Here is a 19,362-nt window from a genome sequence, read left to right on the forward strand (position 1 = left end):
AGTGAAAACCCCCCTCGCAGTCCATCGCCGAGGGCAACCCCCGCGTCCCCGGCACCGGAAGGAAGCCGATCTCGCCCGCGCCGCCCGACGCACCCCTGCGCACGACCCCGTCCAGGACCACCGCCGCGCCGATGCCCATGCCCAGCCAGAGCAGGACGAAGGTGTCGCGGTCGTGGGCCGCGCCGTCGCGCTGTTCGGCGAGGGCCGCGAGGTTGGTCTCGTTCTCCACGACGATGCGGGCGTCGGGGAGGCGTTCGTGGAGGGCGGCGACCAGGCGGCGGTGCCAGGCGGGCAGGCCCGTGGTGTCGCGGAGTTCGCCGGTGGTCGGGTCGATGAGGCCGGGGGCACCGATGGCCACGGTGTGGAGCTGCTCCGCGCCCGCCTCCTTCGCCGCGCGTTCCACGAGCGCGACGGCCTGTTCGACCGCCGGGCCCGTGCCCGAGTCGCCGTCGATCGGTACGGACGCCTCGGCCAGCACCCGNTCGCCGACCTCGTCGAACGCCTCACGGCCTCCGGGCTGATCGAGATGGTCGGCGACGATGCCGTACAACCGGGCGTTCGGGCCCCGCCGTTGCTCCCCGGACTCGCCGACCATCTCGATCAGCCCGGAGGCCGTGAGGCGTTCGACGAGGTCGGCGACGGTCGGCCGGGACAGTCCGGTGCGCTGCTTCAACTGCCCTGCCGTCAGCGGGCCTTCCTGCTGCAACAGCCGCAGGGCGAGCCGGTCGTTGATGGCCCGGGCGGTGCTCGGGGATGCGGGCATGCCGGGAATCCTCCCAGATCGAGGGGGTGCGACGGGCGGCCGGTATCTCTCTATCTATCAGGCAGGGTTCCTGATAGTTTACGCGACGCCAGCGGGGTCGGGACCTCGCGAGCGGGGACTTGAACCGCAGGGAACAGCAGGGAACAGCAGAGAACAGCAAGGAACAGCAGGAGGAGCCGGACAATGAGCGAAGTGGTCTACGACCGACACGAGGTGAAGCGCGCCCAGTACGCCGTGGCGGCCGTCTTCGCCGTGCACGGCGCGGTCACCGGCTCGTTCGCGACCCGCGTGCCGTGGATCCAGGAGCACGCGCACGTCTCCGCGGGCTGGCTCGGATTCGCCCTGGCCTTCGGGGCGTTCGGCGCCTCCTGCTCGATGCCGCTGGCCGGCTGGATCACCCACCGCTTCGGCAGCCGTACGGCCCTGCGCGGGCTGATCGCCCTGTGGACGACGTCCCTGGTCCTGCCGTCCCTCGCACCGAACCTGGTCACCCTGTGCCTGGCGATGTTCACGTACGGCGCGAGCGCGGGCATGGCCGACGTCGCCATGAACGCGCTCGGCGTCGAGATCGAGCGCCTCCTCGACAAGTCGATCATGTCGGGGCTGCACGGCATGTGGAGCGCGGGCGCCCTGATCGGGTCGGCGGGCGGCACGCTCGCCGCGCACCTCGGTTCCGACGCGCGCGTGCACCACCTCATCGCCGCCGCGATCCTGACGGTGCTCGGTGTGACCGCCTGCCACTGGGTGCTCGACATCCCCCCGGGCGTGGCGGAGGAGGCGCCGCCGCGGTTCACGCTGCCGCCGAGGTCCGCGCTGCTCATCGGCGCGGTGGGCTTCTGCGCGGTGTTCGCGGAGGGGGCGAGCCTGGACTGGTCGGCGGTGTTCCTGAAGGACCAGTTGGGTACGTCGGCCGGGCTCGCGGCGGCCTCGACGACCGGCTTCATGCTGACGATGGCGGTGGCCCGGCTGGTGGGCGACGCGGTCGTGAACCGCTTCCGCTCGGTGCGCACGGTCCGTGCGGGCGGCGTCCTCGCCGTGTTCGGCGGCCTGCTGATCGTCCTCGCGGAGAACCCGGCGCTGACGATGGTCGGCTTCGCGCTGCTCGGTCTGGGCATCGCCGTGGTCGTCCCGCTGTGCTTCGCGGCGGCGGGCCGCAGCGGCCCCAACCCGAGCCAGGCCATCGCGGGCGTGGCGACGATCACCTACACCTCGGGGCTTGTCGCGCCGAGCCTGATCGGCGGGGTGGCGCAGGCGACGAGCCTGGTCGTGTCGTTCTGCCTGGTCACGGCGTTGGCGGGCGGGCTGGTGATCTTCGCGGGCGTGTTGCGTGCCGGGGACCGGGACCGCCCGAAGGTCAGTCCGCCGAGCGCAGCAGTGTCCGGCCCACGGCCCTGAACCCCTCGCTCCAGGGCGCGGGACGCAGCGTCCGCGCGTCCAGCCGGACGAGGACCCGGGTACCGGTGGCATACGTCGTCGCTCCCTCCGCCGAGCAGAACCGGAAGCCGTACGTCAGGCCCGTGGTGCCGAGCCGGTCCAGCCAGAGGTGGACGGCGTACGCGCCCGGCCTGGTGACCGGCGCCTCGTAGCTGATCAGCAGTTCCTTGACCACGTTGCAGGCGTCGCCGGCGCTCGCCCAGTCGCCGTCGAAGCGGACCCCGTGCTCCTGCCACAGCTCGGTCCAGGCCCGTTCCACCAGGAGCGGGTAGCGGGCGTTGTGCAGCATGCCCAGCGCGTCCAGGTCGTCGAAGTGGACCGTGACCGATAGGAGGCGGCCGTACGACAGGGCGGTGGCGGACGGGGATTCGACGGTCACGGCGGGGCTCCCGAGCGGTGCTGAGTGGGGCGGTGGAGACTGTGGGGACGCCCTATTCTAAGCGACCGCTCAGGAACCCCTGTTCGAGAAGGCCCTGCTCGGGTGGGCCTGCATGGAGGGATGGTCAACCGGCGATCGAGTCCAACTGCTCGGCCGCCGGACGCAGCGCCCACAGGTCACCACCGGGTGGCGCCTCCAGCTTCGGTACGGCGGCCTTCGCGCGCGCGTCGCCCGCGTCGGCGGCCGCGTGGACGATGTCGCTCGCCGCGTACCGGTAGAACTCCAGCTCCGGATGCGACCACGCGGCGGCCCCGGTCGCGGCCGGCAGCAGATAGTCCACCGCCTTCAACAGGCCCTGCCCGTCCGGGCCTTGATAGGTCCACAGGTTCACGCCGACGTGCCGGCCGATGGCGGCGAGCCGGGTGTACGCGACCAGGTCGAAGGTCGAGTAGTGCCAACTCCGGGTCCGCGCGAGCTCCTGCGGCTGACTGCCGTCGCCCGCGATCTGCGGGTCGATGCGTTTGGCGCGGGCGTCCAGCACGGTCCGCTTCGCCAGTGCCGTGTCGCCGGTCGCGTAGGCGAGGGCGGCCAACTCCATGTCGTAGAAGGTGCCGTGGTTGTTGGCGGCGGCGCCCTCCTGCGTGCCGAAGGCGCTGTTCTTCAGCCAGCCGAGGAAGTCCGAGTTCCACCGGGCCATCGCCGTGCGGTCGGTCTTCGTCCAGCCGGGGGCGCCGGTGCCGAGGATCGCGATGGCGTCGACGACGCTGGTGTACGACTGGGAGAAGTCGATGATGCCGATGGCGCGGCCGTCGTACTTGCAGGGGATGAACTGGGCGTGGTTCAGGTTGGGGTTCATCCGCGTGGCCGGGTCGAGGAACCAGGTGCGCAGGACCTGGTCGGCCTTGCGCGCATAGCGCTTGTCACCGGTGTAGTACCAGGCGAGCGCGAGGTCGTACGTCGAGTCGAAGACCTTCTCGACGTCCTGGCGGTCGGTCCCGGTGTCGACCTCGGGATTGCGCTGACCGTCGCGCTGGACGTACGGGCAGCCCCAGGGGTTGTCGGCGGTCGGCGTGGTCGTGGGCCACCAGTACGGGGCCTGGCTCAGATAGTCGTGAACATCCCCTCCGGGAGCGGGCTTCGGTTTGTCCACGACCGTCCAGGGGCCCTGGTCCAGCCAGTTGTCGGCGCGGGCCGTCAAGTTCCGCAGGGCGCGGCGGAGTTGGGGGTCACCGCGGTCCAGCCGGAGCTTGGTCTGCTGGAGGCGGGTGCCGTCGAGGACGGCGGTCTTCGGGACGGCGGGCGCCGAGTGCGCGGCGGCCGAGGGGACGAACACGGCGGTCAGTGTGGCCACGGCCGCGAGGAGGACGCCGAGGCGGGGTCTGGCGCTCATCCACCAACTCCAATCATGGATATGAACACCGTTCATGAATGGAACCGTGTGAGCGTAAGACCGGGCAGCGGCCGTGACAATGGTCCGGACCGGATTCACGTACAGAGATGTCGTTCAGCGCGCCAGATCGTAGGCGTACGAGGCGGTGAACGTGCCGGCCTCGCCCCGGCAACCGTCCGACTCCCCGGGCAACTTGACCCACAGATACCCGTCGATCCGCGCCTCCCCGGTGTTCAGGCTCGGCGCGCGGCCGATCTTGCGGCCCGCCGGGTCGCACCACTGGCCGTCGGTCGGAGCACCGTTGCCGTTGCGGCTGGTGTCGATGACGGCGCCGAGGCTCGCGGGGCCGCCGAGGGCGTCGAGGACCCGGCGGTCGTAGGCGATCTCGGCCGAAGTGGCGTGGAAGTTCGAGACGTTGCTGAAGATGCCGTCGGACGAGTCGGCGGAGGCCGCGCCCGCCCGCTGGAGGAGGGTCGCCTGTTGGGCGGCCGGGTTCCAGTCGGAGTGACCCGCGTCGTAGTAGACGCGGGCCTTCGGGTCGGCGGCCTTCAGGACGCGGCCCGCGCGGGCCAACGCCTCGAAGCGGTCGGCGCGTTGGGACTCGGAGAGGCAGTCGGCCTGGGCTATGGAGTCCGGTTCCAGGATCACGACCACCTCCCCCGAACCCAGTCCCGCGGCGAAGGAGTCGATCCAGCCGTCGTACGCGTCGAAGTCCTCGGCCCCGCCCTCGGAGGCCCCGCCGCAGTCCCGTTCCGGGATCGCGTACGGCACGACGACCGGCACCCGGCCCTGCGCGGCGGCCCCCGAAGTGACCGCGCGGACCCGGGAGGTGATCGTCGACGGCGTGAAGTCCGCGAACCACACCGCCGCCGGCTGATCGGCGATCCGGGACTGGATGACCTCCGTGCGGGGGTCGTCGGGGTGGGCGTGGACCCAGTCGAGGACCTGGGACTCCGGGTGGCGGTAGAGGCGGGGGGAGACGGTGGCGGTCCGGTGCGGCTTCCGGGCGGTGCCGGTCGAGGGGGTCTTCTTCGGGCTCGGGGACGAACTCGCCTTCGCGGAAGGGGAGTTCGACGCCGATGGCACGTCGGGCAGTGGCACCAGCAGCGTCGCGCCGCTCGCGTCCGGCCGGGCCCGGTCCGTGCCGTGCCCGTCGTCCAGCGCCCTGATCATCCCGGTCACCGCGCCGACCGCGACCACGACCGAAGCGGCCACGATCAGCACGCCCCGCCGGACGGCCCCACTCCGCCGCCGGCCCCGCGAACCCGACACGCCGCCCCCTCGCGCCGCGCCCGTTCCCCCGTTCTGGGGAAGTGTCGGGCCCGGCGGCACCTCGGTCAGCGTAGGACTGGGACGCTGCCCCCATGGGGCAATTGGCACACTTCACCACACCCGTGGACATCGTCGTCTCCCGGCTGCGCGCGCTCGACGAGGAACTGCCCGCGCGGGACGGGATCGCGGTGTTCAACCGCGTCTACCTCGCCGTCACGGAAGCGGTCGACCGGAGCGTCGACGCCGGGCGGTTCGCCGACGCGCGGGCCGCGGTCACGCTGGACGTACGGTTCGCGGAGCGGTACCTGGCGGCCGTGGACGCGGCCGCCGACGGGCGCCGCCCGCCCGCCTGTTGGCGCCCGCTGTTCCAGCTCCGCCGGCATCCGGGCGTACGACCGCTGCAGTTCGCCCTGTCCGGCATCAACGCCCATATCGGCCACGATCTCGCGCTGGCCGTCGTGGACGCCTGTCGTACGCTCGACTGCGAACCGGCCGAGCTGGAGGACGAGTTCGACCGCGTGGGCGATCTCCTCGTCTCGCTGGAGGAGCGCGTCCGCGAGGAACTGATGCCGGGGCCCGACCTGTTCCAGATCGCCGATCCGCTCACGCATCTGCTCGGCTCGTGGAGTCTGGAGCGCGCCCGGGAGGCCACCTGGACGGCGGCGCGGGCCCTGTGGGCGCTGCGTGGACTGCCCGATGTCGCCGAGGAGTTCACCGAGCGGCTGGACGCGGCGGTGGGGCTCGCGGGCCGCATGATGCTCACGCCACTGCCGGACTGATCCAGCCATACCGGGAGACAGGGCCCGTCGTGCCGCGTCGCGAGAGTTACGTTGACGGTTGAAATGCCTGATGCGAAGGAGCATGAGCATGGCCACCAAGTTGGGTCTCACTCTTCCCCAGACACGGCAGTACGACATCGGCAAGGACGTCCCGGACGTGGCCCGCGCGGCCGAGGAGATCGGCTACGAGAGCCTGTGGGTGTTCGAACGCGCCCTCTTCCCGGAGCCCGCGACGCAGGGGCTCTACAACATGGCGGGCGTCCCGTGGCCCGATGAGTACCGCTCGGTCGCCGAACCCCTGGTGACGCTGGCGCTGGCCGTGTCGGCCACCCGGCGGGCCCGGCTCGGCACCAGTGTCCTGGTGGCCCCGCTGCACGGACCGTTCCAACTGGCCAGGACGCTCGGCACGTTGGACGCGGCGAGCGGCGGCCGGGTGGTGGCCGGGCTCGGCACCGGCTGGTCGCTCGACGAGTACGCGGCGGCGGGGATCGCCCCGTTCGAGGACCGGGGCAAGTCCCTGGACGAGATTCTCGCCGTGTGCCGCGCGGTGTGGGGGCCTGACCCGGTGGCGTACGAGGGCGAGTTGAGCACCGTCGCCTCGGCGGTGGTCGGCCCGAAGCCCGCCCGGCCGATCCCCGTACTGCTGCCCGGGATGAGCAGGAAGGCGCGGATCCGTCTCGTCGACCACGCCGACGGCTGGCAGCCGGTGGCCATGGGTGCCGAGCAACTGGCCGCCGAGTGGCGGGCGTTGCGCGAACTGGCCGCCGAGCGGGGCCGCACCGCACCCCTCCAGTCGGTGGCCAGGATCAACCTGGGGTACACGCCCAAGGCGTACGAGGGCGCGGACCGCCCGCCGTTCCACGGCAACTTCGACCAGATCGTGACCGATCTCGTGGCGCATGTCGAGGTCGGTCTCGACGAGTACTTCTTCGAGTTCGCCGGTGTCCCGCGCGACGCCGAGGAACTCAAGGACCTGGCCGCCGAGCTGTACACGGCGGCCCGCGCGGCCGGGGTCTGAACTCCGGACCGAACTCCCGTCAGTCCTCCGGCAGTTCGATCGGCGCGATCGAGTCGTAGACGTCCCCGGGACCGGGGTTGGTCGGGTCGGTCGTGCCGCCCAGTTGGTGCATGACGCCCCAGACCGCGTTCAGCGCGGTCTGGACGGCGCCCTCGGCCCAGCCGGCCGTCCAGGAGATGTCGTCGCCCGCGAGGAACACGCCCCGCTTGTCCGCGGGCAGCCGGTCCTGCATGAAGTGGGTGAACAGGCGCCGCTGGTACCGGTAGTGGCCGGGCAGGTTGGCCTTGAACGCGCCCATGAAGTACGGCTCGTTCTCCCAGGAGACGGTCACCGGGTTGCCGATGACGTGCTTCCTGATGTCGACCTTCGGATAGATCTCGCCGAGCGACTTCAGCATGACCTCCATCCGCTCGTTGGCCGACAGCGGCAGCCACTTGAGGCTGTCGTCGCACCAGGTGTACGAGAGGCAGATGACGGCGGGCCTGTCCGGGCCGTCGTCGAGGAGGTAAGTCCCGCGTGTCATACGGTCGGTGAGCGTCATCGACATGACGTCCCGGCCGGTCTCCTCGTCCTTGTCCAGCCAGAACGGCCGGTCCACCGGGACGAACAGCTTCGAGGACTCCATGTAGTGGGTGCGCTCGATCGCGGTCCAGTGGTCGATCGGGAAGAGCGAGTCGTCGCAGTCGATCTTCGACAGCAGCATCCAGGACTGGGCGGTGAAGATCGCCGCCCGGTAGGTGCGGATGTCACCGGCCGCGTCCGTCACCGTGATGCCGTTGCCGGCCGTGCGGTGCAGCCGGGTCACGGCGGGGCGGGGCTCGCCGCCCACGTGCAGGGATGCCAGCGAGGTGCCGTAGGGCCAGTGGACGATCTTCTGGGGCTCGCGGTCCCAGAGGCGGAGCGGGAGTTGCTGCGAGCCGCCGACGATGCCGCGGTGGTGGTCGTCGGCCTCGGTGTAGACGACGCGCAGGATTTCGAGGATCGAGTTGGGGAAGTCCGTGTCCCAGCCGCCCGTTCCGAAGCCGACCTGGCCGAAGATCTCGCGGTGGCGGAAGGATTTGAAGGACTCGGAGTCGCAGAGGAAGCCGTAGAAGGTCTGGTTGTCGAGTTTCTCGACGAGCCTCGACCAGATCTCGCGGATGCGCGGGACGTCGCGTTCGCGCATGGCGCGGTTCATGTCGGAGAAGTCGGCGCCCTCTTCGAGGCAGGCGTTCCAGGCGTGCATCACGTCGCGGTAGACCTGCGGGAGGTCGTCCACGGTGGTCGCGTAGTGCGACTCGCCCTTGAGGTCGACGACCGTCGAAGGGGTCTCCTCCGCAAGGGGGTTGGGGAACGGGCGGGTCTCGAGTCCGACCAGGTCGATGTAGTGCTGGAGGGCGGTGGAGGAGGGCGGGAAGCGCATCGCGCCCATCTCGGCGGTCAGCGACGGGTCGCAGCCCTCGAAGCCCACGGTGCGCAGTCGGCCACCGATCCGATCGGCCTCGTAGACGACGGGCTTGAGGCCCATCTTCATCAGCTCGTAGGCGGCGACGATGCCGGACAACCCGCCGCCGATCACCGCGACTTCGGTGCTGTGCTCGGTCGCGGGTATCTGGCCGAGGCCCGCCGGGTGGGCCAGGAAGTCGTCGTACGCGTACGGGAAGTCCGGCCCGAACATCGTGATCGGCGGCTGCCGCTCGTCGGCGTGCTGGACGGCGTTGGGCACCGTGGACGTCATGGGGTGGGGACTCCTTGCGGAACAAGTACAGGAAGAGCAGGGGGGATTCAGGCGAGGGACCCGTAGAGGCCGGGGCGACGGTCCGTCAGATAAGGGTTCGCCGCACGGGAGTCGGCCAGGAACTCGGCGTCGATGTCCGTGAGGAGGAGTTCCTCGCCGCGGCCGGCGCGGGTGCGGGCGACTCCGTCGGGACCGGCGAGGGTGGAGAGGCCGTAGAAGTCGAACTCCCCTTCCTGGCCGATCCTGTTGATGTACGCCACGTACATCTGGTTCTCCCAGGCCCGCACCGGGACCAGGGACTCGGCGACGAACTCGAACGGGTGCATGTTCGCCGTAGGGACGATGAGCAGGTCGGTGCCGGCGAGCGCGTGGGCGCGGACGGGCTCGGGGAACTCGACGTCGTAGCAGATCATCAGGCCGACCCGGAGGCCGTTCAACTCGGCCTGGACGACCGGCTGTTCGCCCGGGGTGAAGTGTGCGCGCTCGAAGTCGCCGAAGAGGTGGGTCTTGCGGTAGTTGGCGAGGCGGGTGCCGTCGGCGGAGATCAGCTGGGCCGAGTTGTACACGGTGTCGCCGTCGCGCTCCGGGTAGCCGTAGGCGATCGCGAGGCCGTGGCGGCCGGCGATCTCGGCGACGGTGTCGGCGGAGTCGCCGTCGGCGGGCTCGGCCAGGCGGCCGATGTCGTCGCCGATCGCGTACCCGGTGAGGAACATCTCCGGCGCGGCGAGCAGCCCGGCGCCGGCGGCCGCCGCCCGGCCCGCGGCCTCGTCGAGGACCTTGAGGTTCTCGACGATCGAGCCGGGGCGGCCGGAGCTCTGGAGCAGGGCGGTGCGCATGTGTGGTCCTCACCGGTACGAAAGGGTGGAAAAGAGGGGAGAGCCACTTGTCAAGGGGCCCTCTAGACGGTACGGCCGAGGGGCCGGGCCGGACAAGAAGGAGCCATTGCGCGCCGGTGGGCGTTTTGTTGCGTGCGGGCGGGGTGGGGCGGCGATTCGTTGCGTGCCTGGTGGGCGCGGCCGTTCCCGTGCGGCGGACCGGTTGTCGGACCCCACGCGTATGTTTCCGCGCATGAATCCTGAACTGATCAACCGGCTCGCGCCGTTCCGCGCGGAGGCGCTGCGGCGCGGGATACCGCTCCAGGACGTCGAGCGGTGGATCGCCACCGCCCGTCCGTCCGGGACCCTCGTCACCGGCGGGGACGGGCCGGTGGTCGGCAGGTTCGGCGGGCCGCTGCTGCTGCCCGCCGACGTCCCCGCCCCCTGGTCCCCGTTACTCGCGACCCTCGACTGCGCGGCCCTGCCCGAGGAGACGACGGGCCTCGCGCTGCCGGCCGACGGCCGGCTGCTGCTCTTCGGCTTCCCCGAGATGACGTACTTCGGCGGGAGTGCCGGAGACGTCGTGTACGTCCCCGAGGGGACACCCGTCGAGGAGCGGGGGCCGAAGTACGAGAGCGTCCACGACGACGAGACGCGCGCGATCCACGAGCAGTTCCCGCAGGAGGAGCTGCGGCTGGCGCCCGATGTCTGTCTGCCGTCCCACTTCCTGGCCCCGTCCCCGGAGACCGGCGGGGGGACCGTCACGCTCCCCGGCCATCCCCATGCCTGGGAGCTGGCCGAGGCGTGGGAGGAGACGTACGGCGACATCGTCGTCGACGGACCGCTGCACATCGGCGGGTACGCCTCCCACGAGTGCACGGAGACGGACCCCGTCACGGACGCGGCGGCGGACGCGGAGCAGTCGCGACGGATCCGGGCCGAGCAGTCCCCCGGGTCCGCCGACACCGCCGGGCTGCCCGCCGCCGCGGAGTGGGTGCTGCTCGCCCAGTGGGACATCGATCTCGACGGCCGGGAGGGTTCCACCCTGCACTGGGTGATCCCGCGCCAGGATCTGGCCGAGCGCCGCTTCGACCGCGCGCACGTGTCGTTCTTCTGGAATCCCTGACAGGGCCTACGAGTTGGGCACCGCGAAGACCGTGAGGACGGCCGCGTGGTCCGAGGGCCAGCAGTTCGCCGACACGTCCGGCCAGGGGCTCGGGGTGCCGGTGACGATGGTGCGGGAGTCGAGCACGGTCAGGCCCCGGTGCAGGACGTAGTCGATGCGGTCCTGGGGTTCAGGGCGACCGCTGCCGTCCTCGTGCAGGGGGTGGATCGGGGACCAGGTGTGACCGGGCTCGGCGACCGGGTCCGGGTTGGCCTCCCGGTAGGAGTCCCGCAGGCCCGCGTCCGCCGCCGCCTTCGTGACCGGCCACTCCACGTCCGGCCAGTCCAGGTGCGAGGGGCTGTTGAAGTCGCCGACCAGGACGACGGGTACGGCGTCCTCGGCCGCCTCCGCGATCCGGTCCAGGGTGTCCCGCATCTGCGCGAGCCGTACGTCCTCGTGGGCGATCAGATCGGTGGCCGGGAGCCCGTCGAAGGCGGACTCGTAGGGGCCGTAGGGCGTGTAGTCGAGGTGGCAGGTCCACAGGTCGACCTCACGGCCCTCGGCTACGGCGATCCGGACCCCGGCGGCGCCGTAGAAGCCCACGTCCGGGTCGCCGAAGCGGGCGGTGATCGGGTGGCGGCTGATCACGCCGAGGTTCTCGCCGGCGCGGTGGTGGTGCCAGCCGAGCGCCTCGGCCAGTTCCTCGGCGGCGGTGCCGCCCGTCTCCTGGAGGCCGACCACGTCCGCGCCGGTCTCCGCGATGGCCTTGAGCTGCTTGGTGCGGTGGTCGTCGACCTTGCTGCCGCCGAGCCAGAGGTTCCAGGTCAACACGCGTAGCTCGTACGGCGTTTCGTGCGTCACCATCGCGCGCAGGTCCGCCGGGGTGATCCCGACGAGGCTCGCCCGTACGGTCCGGCCGGGGGCCGTGTCGATCGGGGCCAGCGAGGGTACGGCGAGGACCGCGCAGCCGGCCGCCTCGGCGGAGCTGACGCCGGTCTGGGTGTCCTCGACGGCCACGCAGGCCGCCGGGTCGACGCCGAGGGCGCGGCAGGCGGCGAGGTAGGGGTCGGGGGCGGGCTTGGTGGGCCCGGTGTCGTCGGCGGTGACGGAGACGGCGAAGCGGCTCGCGCCGAGGGCGTCGAGGACGGTGTCGGCGACCGCGCGGGGGGACGCGGTGACGAGCGCCGTGGGGACGCCGTCGCGGGCGAGGGCGTCGAGGAGGTCGAGCGCGCCGGGGCGGGGCACGATGCCGGTGCGGACACGGGCGGCGAACTCCCGGTGCAGGGTGGTCGCGAGGACCGCCGCCGACTCGCCCGTGGCCCGGGCGAGCCAGTCGGCGGTGTGCTCGACCGGGCGGCCGAGCACCTCCGGCTGGTCCGCGTCCGTCAGGGTCCTGCCCGCGACCTGCTCCACCGCCTCCCACCACAGCCGCTCGGTGTCGACGAGCGTGCCGTCCATGTCGAACAGGACGGCCTGGAGCGGGAGTTGGGCGTGGGGGGTCACGTTTCTCTCTTTCAGTACGGGAACTGCACGGGCAACTGTGGCCCTACGGGTTGATGCGTTCCGCCACGAGTACCGGCCGTTCCGGCAGCGACACCGTCACGGCGGCTCCGGCACCGAGCGCGGTGGCCTCGTGGGTGGGCAGGTCGGCCTTGACCTCGGTGTCGTCGGCGAGTCGTACGGTGACGCGAACGACCGCGCCCAGGAAGGCAGTTCCCACGACACGTGCGTCTCCGGCCTCGTCGGCGTGCACATGGATCGCCTCGGGGCGTACGAGCACGTCCACGTCGGGTCCGGCCGGGGCCTCGCCGTCGACCGGGAGGCGCTGGCCGCCGAGTACTTCGACGACCCCGTCCGCGAGCCGTCCCGGGAGGCGGCTCATCGTGCCGACGAACTCGGCGACGAACGCGGTCGCGGGCCGACCGTACAACTCGGCCGGGGCGGCGCACTGTTCGAGCTTTCCGGCGCGCATCACGGCGACCCGGTCGGCGATGGACAGGGCCTCTTCCTGATCGTGCGTCACGAAGAGGGTGGTGATGCCGAGTTCCTGCTGGAGGCGGCGGATCTCCTCGCGCAGGGACAGCCGCACCTTGGCGTCGAGCGCCGACAGCGGCTCGTCCAGGAGCAGCACGCGCGGGCGCAGGGCGAGCGCGCGGGCCAGCGCGACGCGCTGCTGCTGGCCGCCGGAGAGCTGGTGCGGGAAGCGCTCGCCCTTGTCGCCGAGCCCGACAAGATCGAGCAACTCGGCCGCGCGGGACCGCCGTTCGGCCGTACGCACCTTGCGCATGCGCAGTCCGAAGGCGACGTTGTCGAGCGCGTTGAGATGCGGGAAGAGGCTGTACGACTGGAAGACCATCCCGGCGTCGCGGCGGTGCGCGGGTACGTCGGTGACGTCCTTGCCGTCGACCAACACCTCGCCGGAGGTGGGGTGTTCGAAGCCGGCGAGCATACGCAGGGCGGTGGTCTTGCCGCAGCCGGAGGGGCCGAGCAGGGCCAGGAACTCGCCGGGCCGGACGGTCAGGTCGAGTCCGTCGAGGGCGACCGTCGGGCCGAACTCCCGGCGCAGGCCCCGGAATTCGACGGTGGCGGCGTTGTCCGTCGCGGTCTTCTCAAGCGTGGTGGCGGTCATGGTTCATCCCCGGGACGAAGCGGTTTTGTCACGTCCGCCGACACCGGCGAGCGTGAGGAGGAGTGCCCAGGTGACGACCAGGCTGAGCACGGAGACGGCGACGGAGAGCTGGGCGTTGGACCCGCCGACGCTGTAGATCCACACGGCGAAGGGCTGGAAGCCGAGCAGCTGGGCCACGGTGAACTCGCCGAGGACCAGGGCCAGCGTGAGGAAGGACGCGTTGAGCAACGCCCCGCGCAGATTGGGCAGTACGGCCCGCACGAGGGCCTGCGGCCAGTTCGCGCCGCAACTGCGGGCGGCCTCGACGAGGGTCTTCACGTCGATCGCGCGCAGCCCCGAGTCCAGCGCCCGGTACACGAACGGCAGCGCCATCACGACGTAGGCGAGGACGAGGATGAAGGGGAAGCTCGGGTTCTGGATGGCGACGAAGGTCTCGAACAGCGGGGTGCGCGAGAGGTAGTCGGGGCCCCACTTGAGGACGGTGGCGATACCGGCGACGAACGCGATCGGCGGCACCACCAGCGGCAGCGAGCAGATCACCTCGACGACCGGGCGCAGCCGGGGCGCGCCGAGCCGTAGCGCGACCATGGCCGGGACCATCAGGAGCAGGACGACGGCGATGGTGGCGGCGGCGAGTTCCAGCGAGAGCACCAGGCTGGAGGTGAAGCCGTCGGCGGAGACGATCTGGGTGTAGGCGTCGAAGGTGACGCCCTCGCCAGGCACGTCGACCGTGAAGATCACCGACGCGGCGAGCGGCACCAGGAAGTACAGGGCGGCGAGGCCGAGGACGACCCACCGCCAGATGTTCAGGCGTCCAGCCATCGCGCGCTCCGTCGTTGCAGGGGCAGGTACACGGCCATGACCAGGCCCGCGACCAGGACCATGTCGAGGCTGAGGGCGAGGGCCACGTTCTCCTGGCCGACCAGCACGTTGCCGGAGATGGCGTCGGCGATCTGCAGGGTGACCAGCGGGATCGAACTGCCCACCATGGCCGCGGCGGTGGCGTACGCGGCGAAGGCGCTGCCGAAGAGGAGGACGAACCCGCCGAGCAGCGAGGGCAGCAGCACCGGCAGGGCCACGTGCCGCCAGTACTGCACGCCGGTGGCGCCGTTGTTCGCGGCGGCCTCGCGCCACTGGGTGCGCAGGCCCTCCAGGGCGGGGGTGATGGTGAGAACCATCAGCGGGATGAGGAAGTACAGATAGACGAGGACCAGACCCGAGAAACTGTAGAGGTCCCAGCCCTTGTCCTTCAGGCCCAAGTGGGTCGTCAGCACACCGGCGTTGCCGAGCGTGGCGACGAACGCGAAGGCGAGGGGGACACCGCCGAAGTTGGCGAGGACCCCGGAGGCGGTGAGGACGGCCTCGCGCAGCGCGCGGAAGCGGGAGGTGACGACGACCTGCGCGAGCGGGAGACCGAGCAGGGTGCCGAGGGCGGCCGAGAGGGCGGACAGCTTGACGCTGCCGATCAGCGCGGTGAGGTAGGCGCCCTGGAGCGAGTCGGTCAGGTTGGCGGTGCTGTACGAAGTGGCGCCCGTCGTCTGGTTCTTGACGGTGAAGGCGCCGTTCAGCATCGCGATGGCGGGCACCCCGAAGGCGACCGCGACGAACACGAGCAGCGGGACCACGGCGATCCAGCCGGGGACGCGGCGCCGCCGCTTCACAGAAGCGGCGGCGCCGACGTCGGCCCGCGTGAGCGTGGCCGTCATCCGGAGACGGCCTTCGCCCAGCCGGACGCGATGACGGTCTTGGCCTTGGCCTGCTGGGCCTCGGTCGGGAAGGACGGGGTGCCGGAGACCTGCGGGAGCTTGGCGGCGGCGGTCTTGTCGAGCGTGCCGGCCGACTCCATGGAGGTCATCAGGACCGGACGGGCGTACCCCTTGAGCCACAGGTTCTGGCCCTCGGCGCTGTACAGGTACTCCTGCCACAGACGGGCGGCCGCCGGGTGCGGGGCGTCCTTGTTGATGGCCTGCGAGTAGTACTGCGCGTACTGGCCGTCGGTCGGGATGGTGACCTTCCAGTCGACGCCCTTGGACTTGAACTCGTCGGCGTAACCGGCGTTCAGGTAGTCCCAGTCGATGGAGATGGGCGTCTCGCCCTTCTCGACGGTGGCCGGGGTGGACTCGACGGGCGTGTAGTTGCCGTTCTTCTTCAGCTTGCCGAAGAAGTCCAGGCCGGGCTGGATGTCGTCGAAGGAACCCTTGTTGGCGAGCGCCGCCGCGTACACGCCACCGAAGGCCGAACCCGACTTGGTGGGGTTGCCGTTGAGGGCGACCTGGCCCTTGTACTGCGGCTTCAGCAGGTCCGCGAAGGTGGTCGGACAGACCTTCACACGCTTGGCGTCGCAGCCGATGGAGATGTAGCCGCCGTAGTCGTTGAACCACTGCCCCTTCGGGTCCTTCTGGCCCTCGGGGATCTGGTCGAAGGAGGCGACCTTGTACGGCGCGAGCAGGCCCTGCTGGGCGGCGCTGAGCGCGAAGGAGGAGCCGAGGTCGAGCACGTCGGGCGCACGGTCCTGGCCCTTGCGGGAGGTCACGGCGTTGATCTCGTCCTGGCTGGAGCCGTCCGGGTTCTCGTCCGTGATCTTGATGCCGTACTTCTTGGTGAAGCCGTCGATGATGGCGCCGTAGTTGGCCCAGTCACGGGGCACCGCGATGATGTGCAGCGTGCCCTCCTTCTTGGCGGCCTTCACCAGGGCGGCCATGCCACCGAAGTCGGCGGCGGAGGTGGCGGTGGCGGCGTTCTTGCCGTCGGCGGTGGTCGACGAGTTGGTGGGAGCGGCGCCGCAGGCGCTCAGGGCGAGCGCGGCGACGACGGCGAGGGAACCACCCAGGACGGCGTTTCTCGGCGGGGACACGGTCACGGTCTCTCCAGGGGTGCGCACGAGGGTTGAGCAGAGCGGAGAACTTGTCTGAAGAACTTGTCTGAACAAGTTGGCCTCAGTACGCCCGGCGATGGTGTCTTGTTCGTAAACATTGGCGAAACCGTGACCCCTTCTTCTCTGCACACTCCTGACTGACACGGATCACCGAGGGAACTCGACTACGCTGCTCACGCTGTGCACAGTGGTCGATTCGGAGGGGAAGCATGACGGCGCGACACGAGGAGATCGCCGACGAGCTGCGAAAAGCCATCGACCGCGAGGAGTACACAGTCGGCAGCCGGCTGCCCGCGGAGACGGACCTCGCTGCGCAGTACGGCGTCTCGCGCGGCACGGTCCGCCAGGCCGTCGCGGCCCTCACCGCCGAGGGGCTGATCGGCTCCCGCCAGGGCGCCCGCCGGATGGTGCTGGCCAGCCGGCGCAGCCAGAGCTTCGCGGAGCTGCGCAGCTTCGCCGAGTGGGCGCGCGCGATGGAGCGCGAGGCGACCGGGCTCGTGGTCGCGCAGGAGTACCGCCCGGCCACGGCCGAGGATGTCGTGCGCCTCCAACTCACCGACAAGGCCCGGGTGTTGCACGTCCTGCGGGTGCGCGGCCTGGACGGCGAGCCGGTCCTGCTGGAGCGGACCGTATACGCCGACTGGATCTCACCGGCCGTCGAGGCGATCGAACCGGACTGCCCGTCGGTCACTCAACGCCTGTACGACGACACGGGGTTGGTCTTCGCCTACGGCGAGCACGTCATCGACGCGGTCGCCGCGGGCGCGCAGGACGCGGAGCTGCTGGGCATCCGCCGCACCAGCCCGCTGCTGCGGGTGCGCCGGGTGACAACCACCCGCGAGGGAAGGCCAGTTGAGTGGTCGGACGACCGCTACCGCTCGGACGCGGTGAGCTTCAGTGTGCACAACTCGATAGGAAACAACGCGCTGGCACGCAAGACGGCGGAGTGAGCCCAGGGGGTCGAGGGCTCAACCAGCGGCCACGCAGAACTCGTTGCCCTCGGGGTCGGCCATCACCACATGGTGTCCGTCGAACTCCGTGAGCACCCGGCCGCCCGCCTCCACCAGCCGCTCGGCCTCCGCTCTGATCGCCGCCCATCTCTCGTCCGGTCCGCCCCGCACAGGCACCCGGATGTCTAGGTGCAGGCGGTTCTTGGCGGTCTTGGGCTCGGGGACCTTGAGGACGGAAAGGCGCGGGCCGACGCCGTCCGGGTCGCAGAGCCAGGCGCCGTCGTCCTCGCCGCCGTCGTCCTCCGGGTCGTAGTGGGCGATCCACTCGGCGCGCGTGGCGAAGGGAGCGGGCGGTGGCTCGTCGACGTAGCCGAGGGCCGTCTTCCAGAACGCGGCGAGGAGTTGGGCGTCGTCGCAGTCGAGGGTGAGATCGATTCGTGCTGCCATGCCCTCGACCGTACGACCCGGCACTGACAATCGCCCCGGTGTGCCTACGCCGTGCCTATGTGGGCGAGCCGGACGAGAAGCGGCGCAGCAGCGGGGAGAGCACCAGCACGGACTTCGTCCGTTCCACGAACGGCTCCCCCGCGATCCGTTCCAGCACCCGCTCGAAGTGGCGCATGTCGGCGGCGAAGACCTGCACGACCGCGTCCGCGTCGCCGGTGACGGTGGACGCGGCGACGACCTCCTGATAGCGCTCAAGGCCTCGCCGGATGGTGTCCGGGGAGGTGTTGTGCCGGCAGTAGATCTCGACGAACCCCTCGGTCTCCCAGCCGAGCGCCGACGGGTCCACCCGTACGGTGAAGCCGGTGATGGCACCGGTGGCCCGCAGCCGGTCCACGCGTCGTTTCACGGCGGGCGCGGAGAGACCGACGAGTTGCCCGATGTCCGCGAAGGAGCGGCGGGCGTCCTCGGCGAGGGCGTGCACGATGCGTTCGTCGAGTTCGTTCAGCACGGGGGATCGATCACTTCTCGGGTGGTGCGGCTGATGCGGGTGGTGGCCGCCGGGAGCGGCGATGGCCGCCGTATACGAAGTAGAACATGGTTCAGCCCTCGTCCGGCTTCCCCGCGAGGGCACGTGCCTCGGCCAGATCGCCCTCGTCGAAACCGATCCGCCCGGGCTGTCCGAAGACCTCCGCCTGCCCGTCGATCCAGCGCATGTGCGCCTCCCACGCCGCCTGCTTGCTCATGCCGAGCGCGGCCCCGATCTGCGTCCAGGAGGCACCGGCCTCGCGGGCCGCGCGGACGGTGAGCTGACGGCCGTAGGCGGCCTTGCGGGCGACGACCTCGCTCAGGGCGAGCAGCTCCAGCGTCTCCGTCCGGTCGAGCGCCTCGGCGTCGCTGCCGAAGCCGGCGAGGGACTCGCGGGTGCGGAGGGCGTCGAGGCGGGCGACGGCGGTGAGGAGGGTGTGCTCGGGTTCGATGCTCTGGGGCGTCGTCATGGGTTCAGCGTTGCGTCAAGACCGCTTGACGTCAAGGGGGCCTGACGCCAGCTCCTTGGTGAGGAAAGTGCAGGGGTCCGCGCACGCGCGGGTCACCCCGTCGCGGTCCTCGTACGACCAGCGGTCCACGTAGTCCGTCAGGGGCCGGTACCCGAGTCGTGCGTAGAGGGCGGCTGCTCGGGGGTTGTCGGCCGCGACCCCCAGCCCGAGGACCGTACGACCGCGCTCCCGGGCCAGTTCCTCGGCCCGCCGGATCAGCGCGCCGCCGATACCGCGCGAGCGCAGTCGAGGGGGCCACACGCCGAGACCGTTGAGCTCCGGGCAGCCGGGCAGCGCCGCCCGCACCTCGGGGGCCGCGCAGCCGTCCCAGATCACCTCGGCGTGACCGACCGGCCGACCGTCCAGCCACGCGAGGAGATAGATGCTTCCGCCCGCTTGCTGCCGCGCGAAACGTCGGGCATGCGTCGAGACGGCCCCCGGCGAGCCGATGAACTCGTCGAGCAGCACCACGTCGGCGGCCCGGCACTCAACGATCTCCAGACGTCCGACGGTAACCGCCGGATTACGCCGACGGCCCCCGAATATCCCGTGCGCCGGGACAACAGGGGCCGCAGGCAAGGGAGTTGGCCATCTCCCCACACGGGCGTCGGTGCAGGGTGGTAGACGCAGACCGCACCAGCGGCCCCCCACGAGCCCGAACGTCGGCACAACAGGGGCCGTCGCAAAGGGAGTTGGCCGTCTCCCCACACGGGCGTCGGTGCAGGGCGATAGACCCAGACCGCACCAGCGGCCCC

At 71.1% G+C, this 19,362-nt stretch carries 20 protein-coding genes; 5 read left to right on the plus strand and 15 right to left on the minus strand.

The features are described 5' to 3' along the window. Window positions 1-763, minus strand: a 763-nt coding sequence (locus JHN63_RS34615; protein ID WP_200688290.1) for an ROK family transcriptional regulator, incomplete at its 3' end; no start/stop codon positions are given. A gap of 183 nt (window positions 764-946) precedes the next feature. On the opposite strand from JHN63_RS34615, the gene JHN63_RS34620 reads away from it, so the two are divergent. Then, window positions 947-2,158: an MFS transporter gene (locus JHN63_RS34620; protein ID WP_200688291.1), complete on the plus strand. Its 1,212-nt coding sequence runs from the start codon at window positions 947-949 to the stop codon at window positions 2,156-2,158. Here JHN63_RS34620 and JHN63_RS34625 read toward each other — a convergent pair. From JHN63_RS34625 to JHN63_RS34635, 3 genes are all read right to left on the minus strand, one after another. Further along, on the minus strand, window positions 2,118-2,576 hold the full coding sequence (locus JHN63_RS34625; RefSeq protein WP_200688297.1) for a thioesterase family protein: 459 nt from the start codon (window positions 2,574-2,576) through the stop codon (window positions 2,118-2,120). The two genes, JHN63_RS34620 and JHN63_RS34625, sit on opposite strands and share 41 nt — an antisense overlap. A 124-nt stretch (window positions 2,577-2,700) precedes the next feature. Continuing rightward, entirely contained in the window at window positions 2,701-3,966 is a 1,266-nt protein-coding gene (locus JHN63_RS34630; RefSeq protein ID WP_200688299.1) for an alginate lyase family protein, read from the minus strand. A gap of 114 nt (window positions 3,967-4,080) precedes the next feature. Next, a complete protein-coding gene (locus JHN63_RS34635) occupies window positions 4,081-5,187 on the minus strand; it encodes a glycoside hydrolase family 6 protein (RefSeq protein ID WP_200688350.1) in 1,107 nt (368 codons plus the stop codon). Between the two features lie 143 nt (window positions 5,188-5,330). Between JHN63_RS34635 and JHN63_RS34640 the strand changes: the two genes are divergently transcribed. After that, window positions 5,331-6,017, plus strand: coding sequence for a DUF5995 family protein (locus tag JHN63_RS34640; protein ID WP_200688301.1), 687 nt, complete (start codon window positions 5,331-5,333; stop codon window positions 6,015-6,017). Window positions 6,018-6,105: 88 nt separating this feature from the next. Further along, window positions 6,106-7,035 carry an LLM class F420-dependent oxidoreductase gene (locus tag JHN63_RS34645; RefSeq protein ID WP_200688303.1) on the plus strand — a complete coding sequence of 310 codons (930 nt, stop codon included), beginning with the start codon at window positions 6,106-6,108 and terminating at the stop codon, window positions 7,033-7,035. Between the two features lie 19 nt (window positions 7,036-7,054). Here the strand turns inward: JHN63_RS34645 and JHN63_RS34650 are convergent, their stop codons facing one another. Both JHN63_RS34650 and JHN63_RS34655 read right to left on the minus strand, forming a co-directional pair. Next, a complete protein-coding gene (locus tag JHN63_RS34650) occupies window positions 7,055-8,752 on the minus strand; it encodes an NAD(P)/FAD-dependent oxidoreductase (RefSeq protein WP_200688305.1) in 1,698 nt (565 codons plus the stop codon). Window positions 8,753-8,799: 47 nt separating this feature from the next. After that, window positions 8,800-9,588, minus strand: coding sequence for a carbon-nitrogen hydrolase family protein (locus JHN63_RS34655; protein ID WP_200688307.1), 789 nt, complete (start codon window positions 9,586-9,588; stop codon window positions 8,800-8,802). A gap of 232 nt (window positions 9,589-9,820) precedes the next feature. On the opposite strand from JHN63_RS34655, the gene JHN63_RS34660 reads away from it, so the two are divergent. After that, on the plus strand, window positions 9,821-10,693 hold the full coding sequence (locus tag JHN63_RS34660; RefSeq protein WP_200688309.1) for a DUF1963 domain-containing protein: 873 nt from the start codon (window positions 9,821-9,823) through the stop codon (window positions 10,691-10,693). Between the two features lie 6 nt (window positions 10,694-10,699). Here the strand turns inward: JHN63_RS34660 and JHN63_RS34665 are convergent, their stop codons facing one another. Genes JHN63_RS34665 through JHN63_RS34685 form a run of 5 tightly spaced genes read right to left on the minus strand, consistent with a single transcriptional unit; the run spans window position 10,700 to window position 16,161 of the window. After that, window positions 10,700-12,175: an HAD-IA family hydrolase gene (locus JHN63_RS34665; protein WP_200688311.1), complete on the minus strand. Its 1,476-nt coding sequence runs from the start codon at window positions 12,173-12,175 to the stop codon at window positions 10,700-10,702. A 43-nt stretch (window positions 12,176-12,218) separates the two neighbouring features. Further along, entirely contained in the window at window positions 12,219-13,301 is a 1,083-nt protein-coding gene (locus tag JHN63_RS34670; RefSeq protein WP_200688313.1) for an ABC transporter ATP-binding protein, read from the minus strand. A gap of 3 nt (window positions 13,302-13,304) precedes the next feature. After that, window positions 13,305-14,123, minus strand: a complete 819-nt coding sequence (locus JHN63_RS34675) for an ABC transporter permease (RefSeq protein WP_200688315.1) — start codon at window positions 14,121-14,123, stop codon at window positions 13,305-13,307. Next, a complete protein-coding gene (locus tag JHN63_RS34680) occupies window positions 14,108-15,007 on the minus strand; it encodes an ABC transporter permease subunit (protein WP_200688317.1) in 900 nt (299 codons plus the stop codon). Before JHN63_RS34680 ends, JHN63_RS34675 begins: the two co-directional genes overlap by 16 nt. Beyond that, complete coding sequence (locus JHN63_RS34685) at window positions 15,004-16,161, minus strand: extracellular solute-binding protein (protein WP_200688324.1); 1,158 nt, start codon at window positions 16,159-16,161, stop codon at window positions 15,004-15,006. Before JHN63_RS34685 ends, JHN63_RS34680 begins: the two co-directional genes overlap by 4 nt. 224 nt (window positions 16,162-16,385) lie before the next feature. Here JHN63_RS34685 and JHN63_RS34690 point away from each other — a divergent pair, with 224 nt between their 5' ends. Beyond that, complete coding sequence (locus JHN63_RS34690) at window positions 16,386-17,126, plus strand: GntR family transcriptional regulator (RefSeq protein ID WP_200688326.1); 741 nt, start codon at window positions 16,386-16,388, stop codon at window positions 17,124-17,126. A gap of 18 nt (window positions 17,127-17,144) precedes the next feature. Here JHN63_RS34690 and JHN63_RS34695 read toward each other — a convergent pair whose 3' ends face one another. The 4 genes from JHN63_RS34695 to JHN63_RS34710 form a co-directional block, all read right to left on the minus strand. After that, on the minus strand, window positions 17,145-17,573 hold the full coding sequence (locus JHN63_RS34695; protein ID WP_200688328.1) for a VOC family protein: 429 nt from the start codon (window positions 17,571-17,573) through the stop codon (window positions 17,145-17,147). A gap of 55 nt (window positions 17,574-17,628) precedes the next feature. Beyond that, complete coding sequence (locus JHN63_RS34700) at window positions 17,629-18,081, minus strand: Lrp/AsnC family transcriptional regulator (RefSeq protein ID WP_019059706.1); 453 nt, start codon at window positions 18,079-18,081, stop codon at window positions 17,629-17,631. Window positions 18,082-18,172: 91 nt separating this feature from the next. Beyond that, window positions 18,173-18,568, minus strand: coding sequence for a hypothetical protein (locus tag JHN63_RS34705; RefSeq protein WP_200688330.1), 396 nt, complete (start codon window positions 18,566-18,568; stop codon window positions 18,173-18,175). Window positions 18,569-18,583: 15 nt separating this feature from the next. Continuing rightward, entirely contained in the window at window positions 18,584-19,108 is a 525-nt protein-coding gene (locus JHN63_RS34710) for a GNAT family N-acetyltransferase (protein ID WP_200688352.1), read from the minus strand. Window positions 19,109-19,362 lie beyond the last annotated feature (254 nt).

The sequence above is a fragment of the Streptomyces sp. MBT65 genome, assembly GCF_016612545.1.
Lineage (GTDB): Bacteria > Actinomycetota > Actinomycetes > Streptomycetales > Streptomycetaceae > Streptomyces.

Excerpts from the sequence above, each read along its gene's own strand:
- JHN63_RS34620 (WP_200688291.1), top strand. The coding sequence starts at position 947 with ATGAGCGAAGTGGTCTACGACCGACACGAGGTGAAGCGCGCCCAGTAC.
- JHN63_RS34630 (WP_200688299.1), bottom strand. The coding sequence starts at position 3,966 with ATGAGCGCCAGACCCCGCCTCGGCGTCCTCCTCGCGGCCGTGGCCACA.
- JHN63_RS34640 (WP_200688301.1), top strand. The coding sequence starts at position 5,331 with ATGGGGCAATTGGCACACTTCACCACACCCGTGGACATCGTCGTCTCC.
- JHN63_RS34645 (WP_200688303.1), top strand. The coding sequence starts at position 6,106 with ATGGCCACCAAGTTGGGTCTCACTCTTCCCCAGACACGGCAGTACGAC.
- JHN63_RS34650 (WP_200688305.1), bottom strand. The coding sequence starts at position 8,752 with ATGACGTCCACGGTGCCCAACGCCGTCCAGCACGCCGACGAGCGGCAG.
- JHN63_RS34655 (WP_200688307.1), bottom strand. The coding sequence starts at position 9,588 with ATGCGCACCGCCCTGCTCCAGAGCTCCGGCCGCCCCGGCTCGATCGTC.
- JHN63_RS34660 (WP_200688309.1), top strand. The coding sequence starts at position 9,821 with ATGAATCCTGAACTGATCAACCGGCTCGCGCCGTTCCGCGCGGAGGCG.
- JHN63_RS34670 (WP_200688313.1), bottom strand. The coding sequence starts at position 13,301 with ATGACCGCCACCACGCTTGAGAAGACCGCGACGGACAACGCCGCCACC.
- JHN63_RS34675 (WP_200688315.1), bottom strand. The coding sequence starts at position 14,123 with ATGGCTGGACGCCTGAACATCTGGCGGTGGGTCGTCCTCGGCCTCGCC.
- JHN63_RS34680 (WP_200688317.1), bottom strand. The coding sequence starts at position 15,007 with ATGACGGCCACGCTCACGCGGGCCGACGTCGGCGCCGCCGCTTCTGTG.
- JHN63_RS34690 (WP_200688326.1), top strand. The coding sequence starts at position 16,386 with ATGACGGCGCGACACGAGGAGATCGCCGACGAGCTGCGAAAAGCCATC.
- JHN63_RS34695 (WP_200688328.1), bottom strand. The coding sequence starts at position 17,573 with ATGGCAGCACGAATCGATCTCACCCTCGACTGCGACGACGCCCAACTC.
- JHN63_RS34705 (WP_200688330.1), bottom strand. The coding sequence starts at position 18,568 with ATGACGACGCCCCAGAGCATCGAACCCGAGCACACCCTCCTCACCGCC.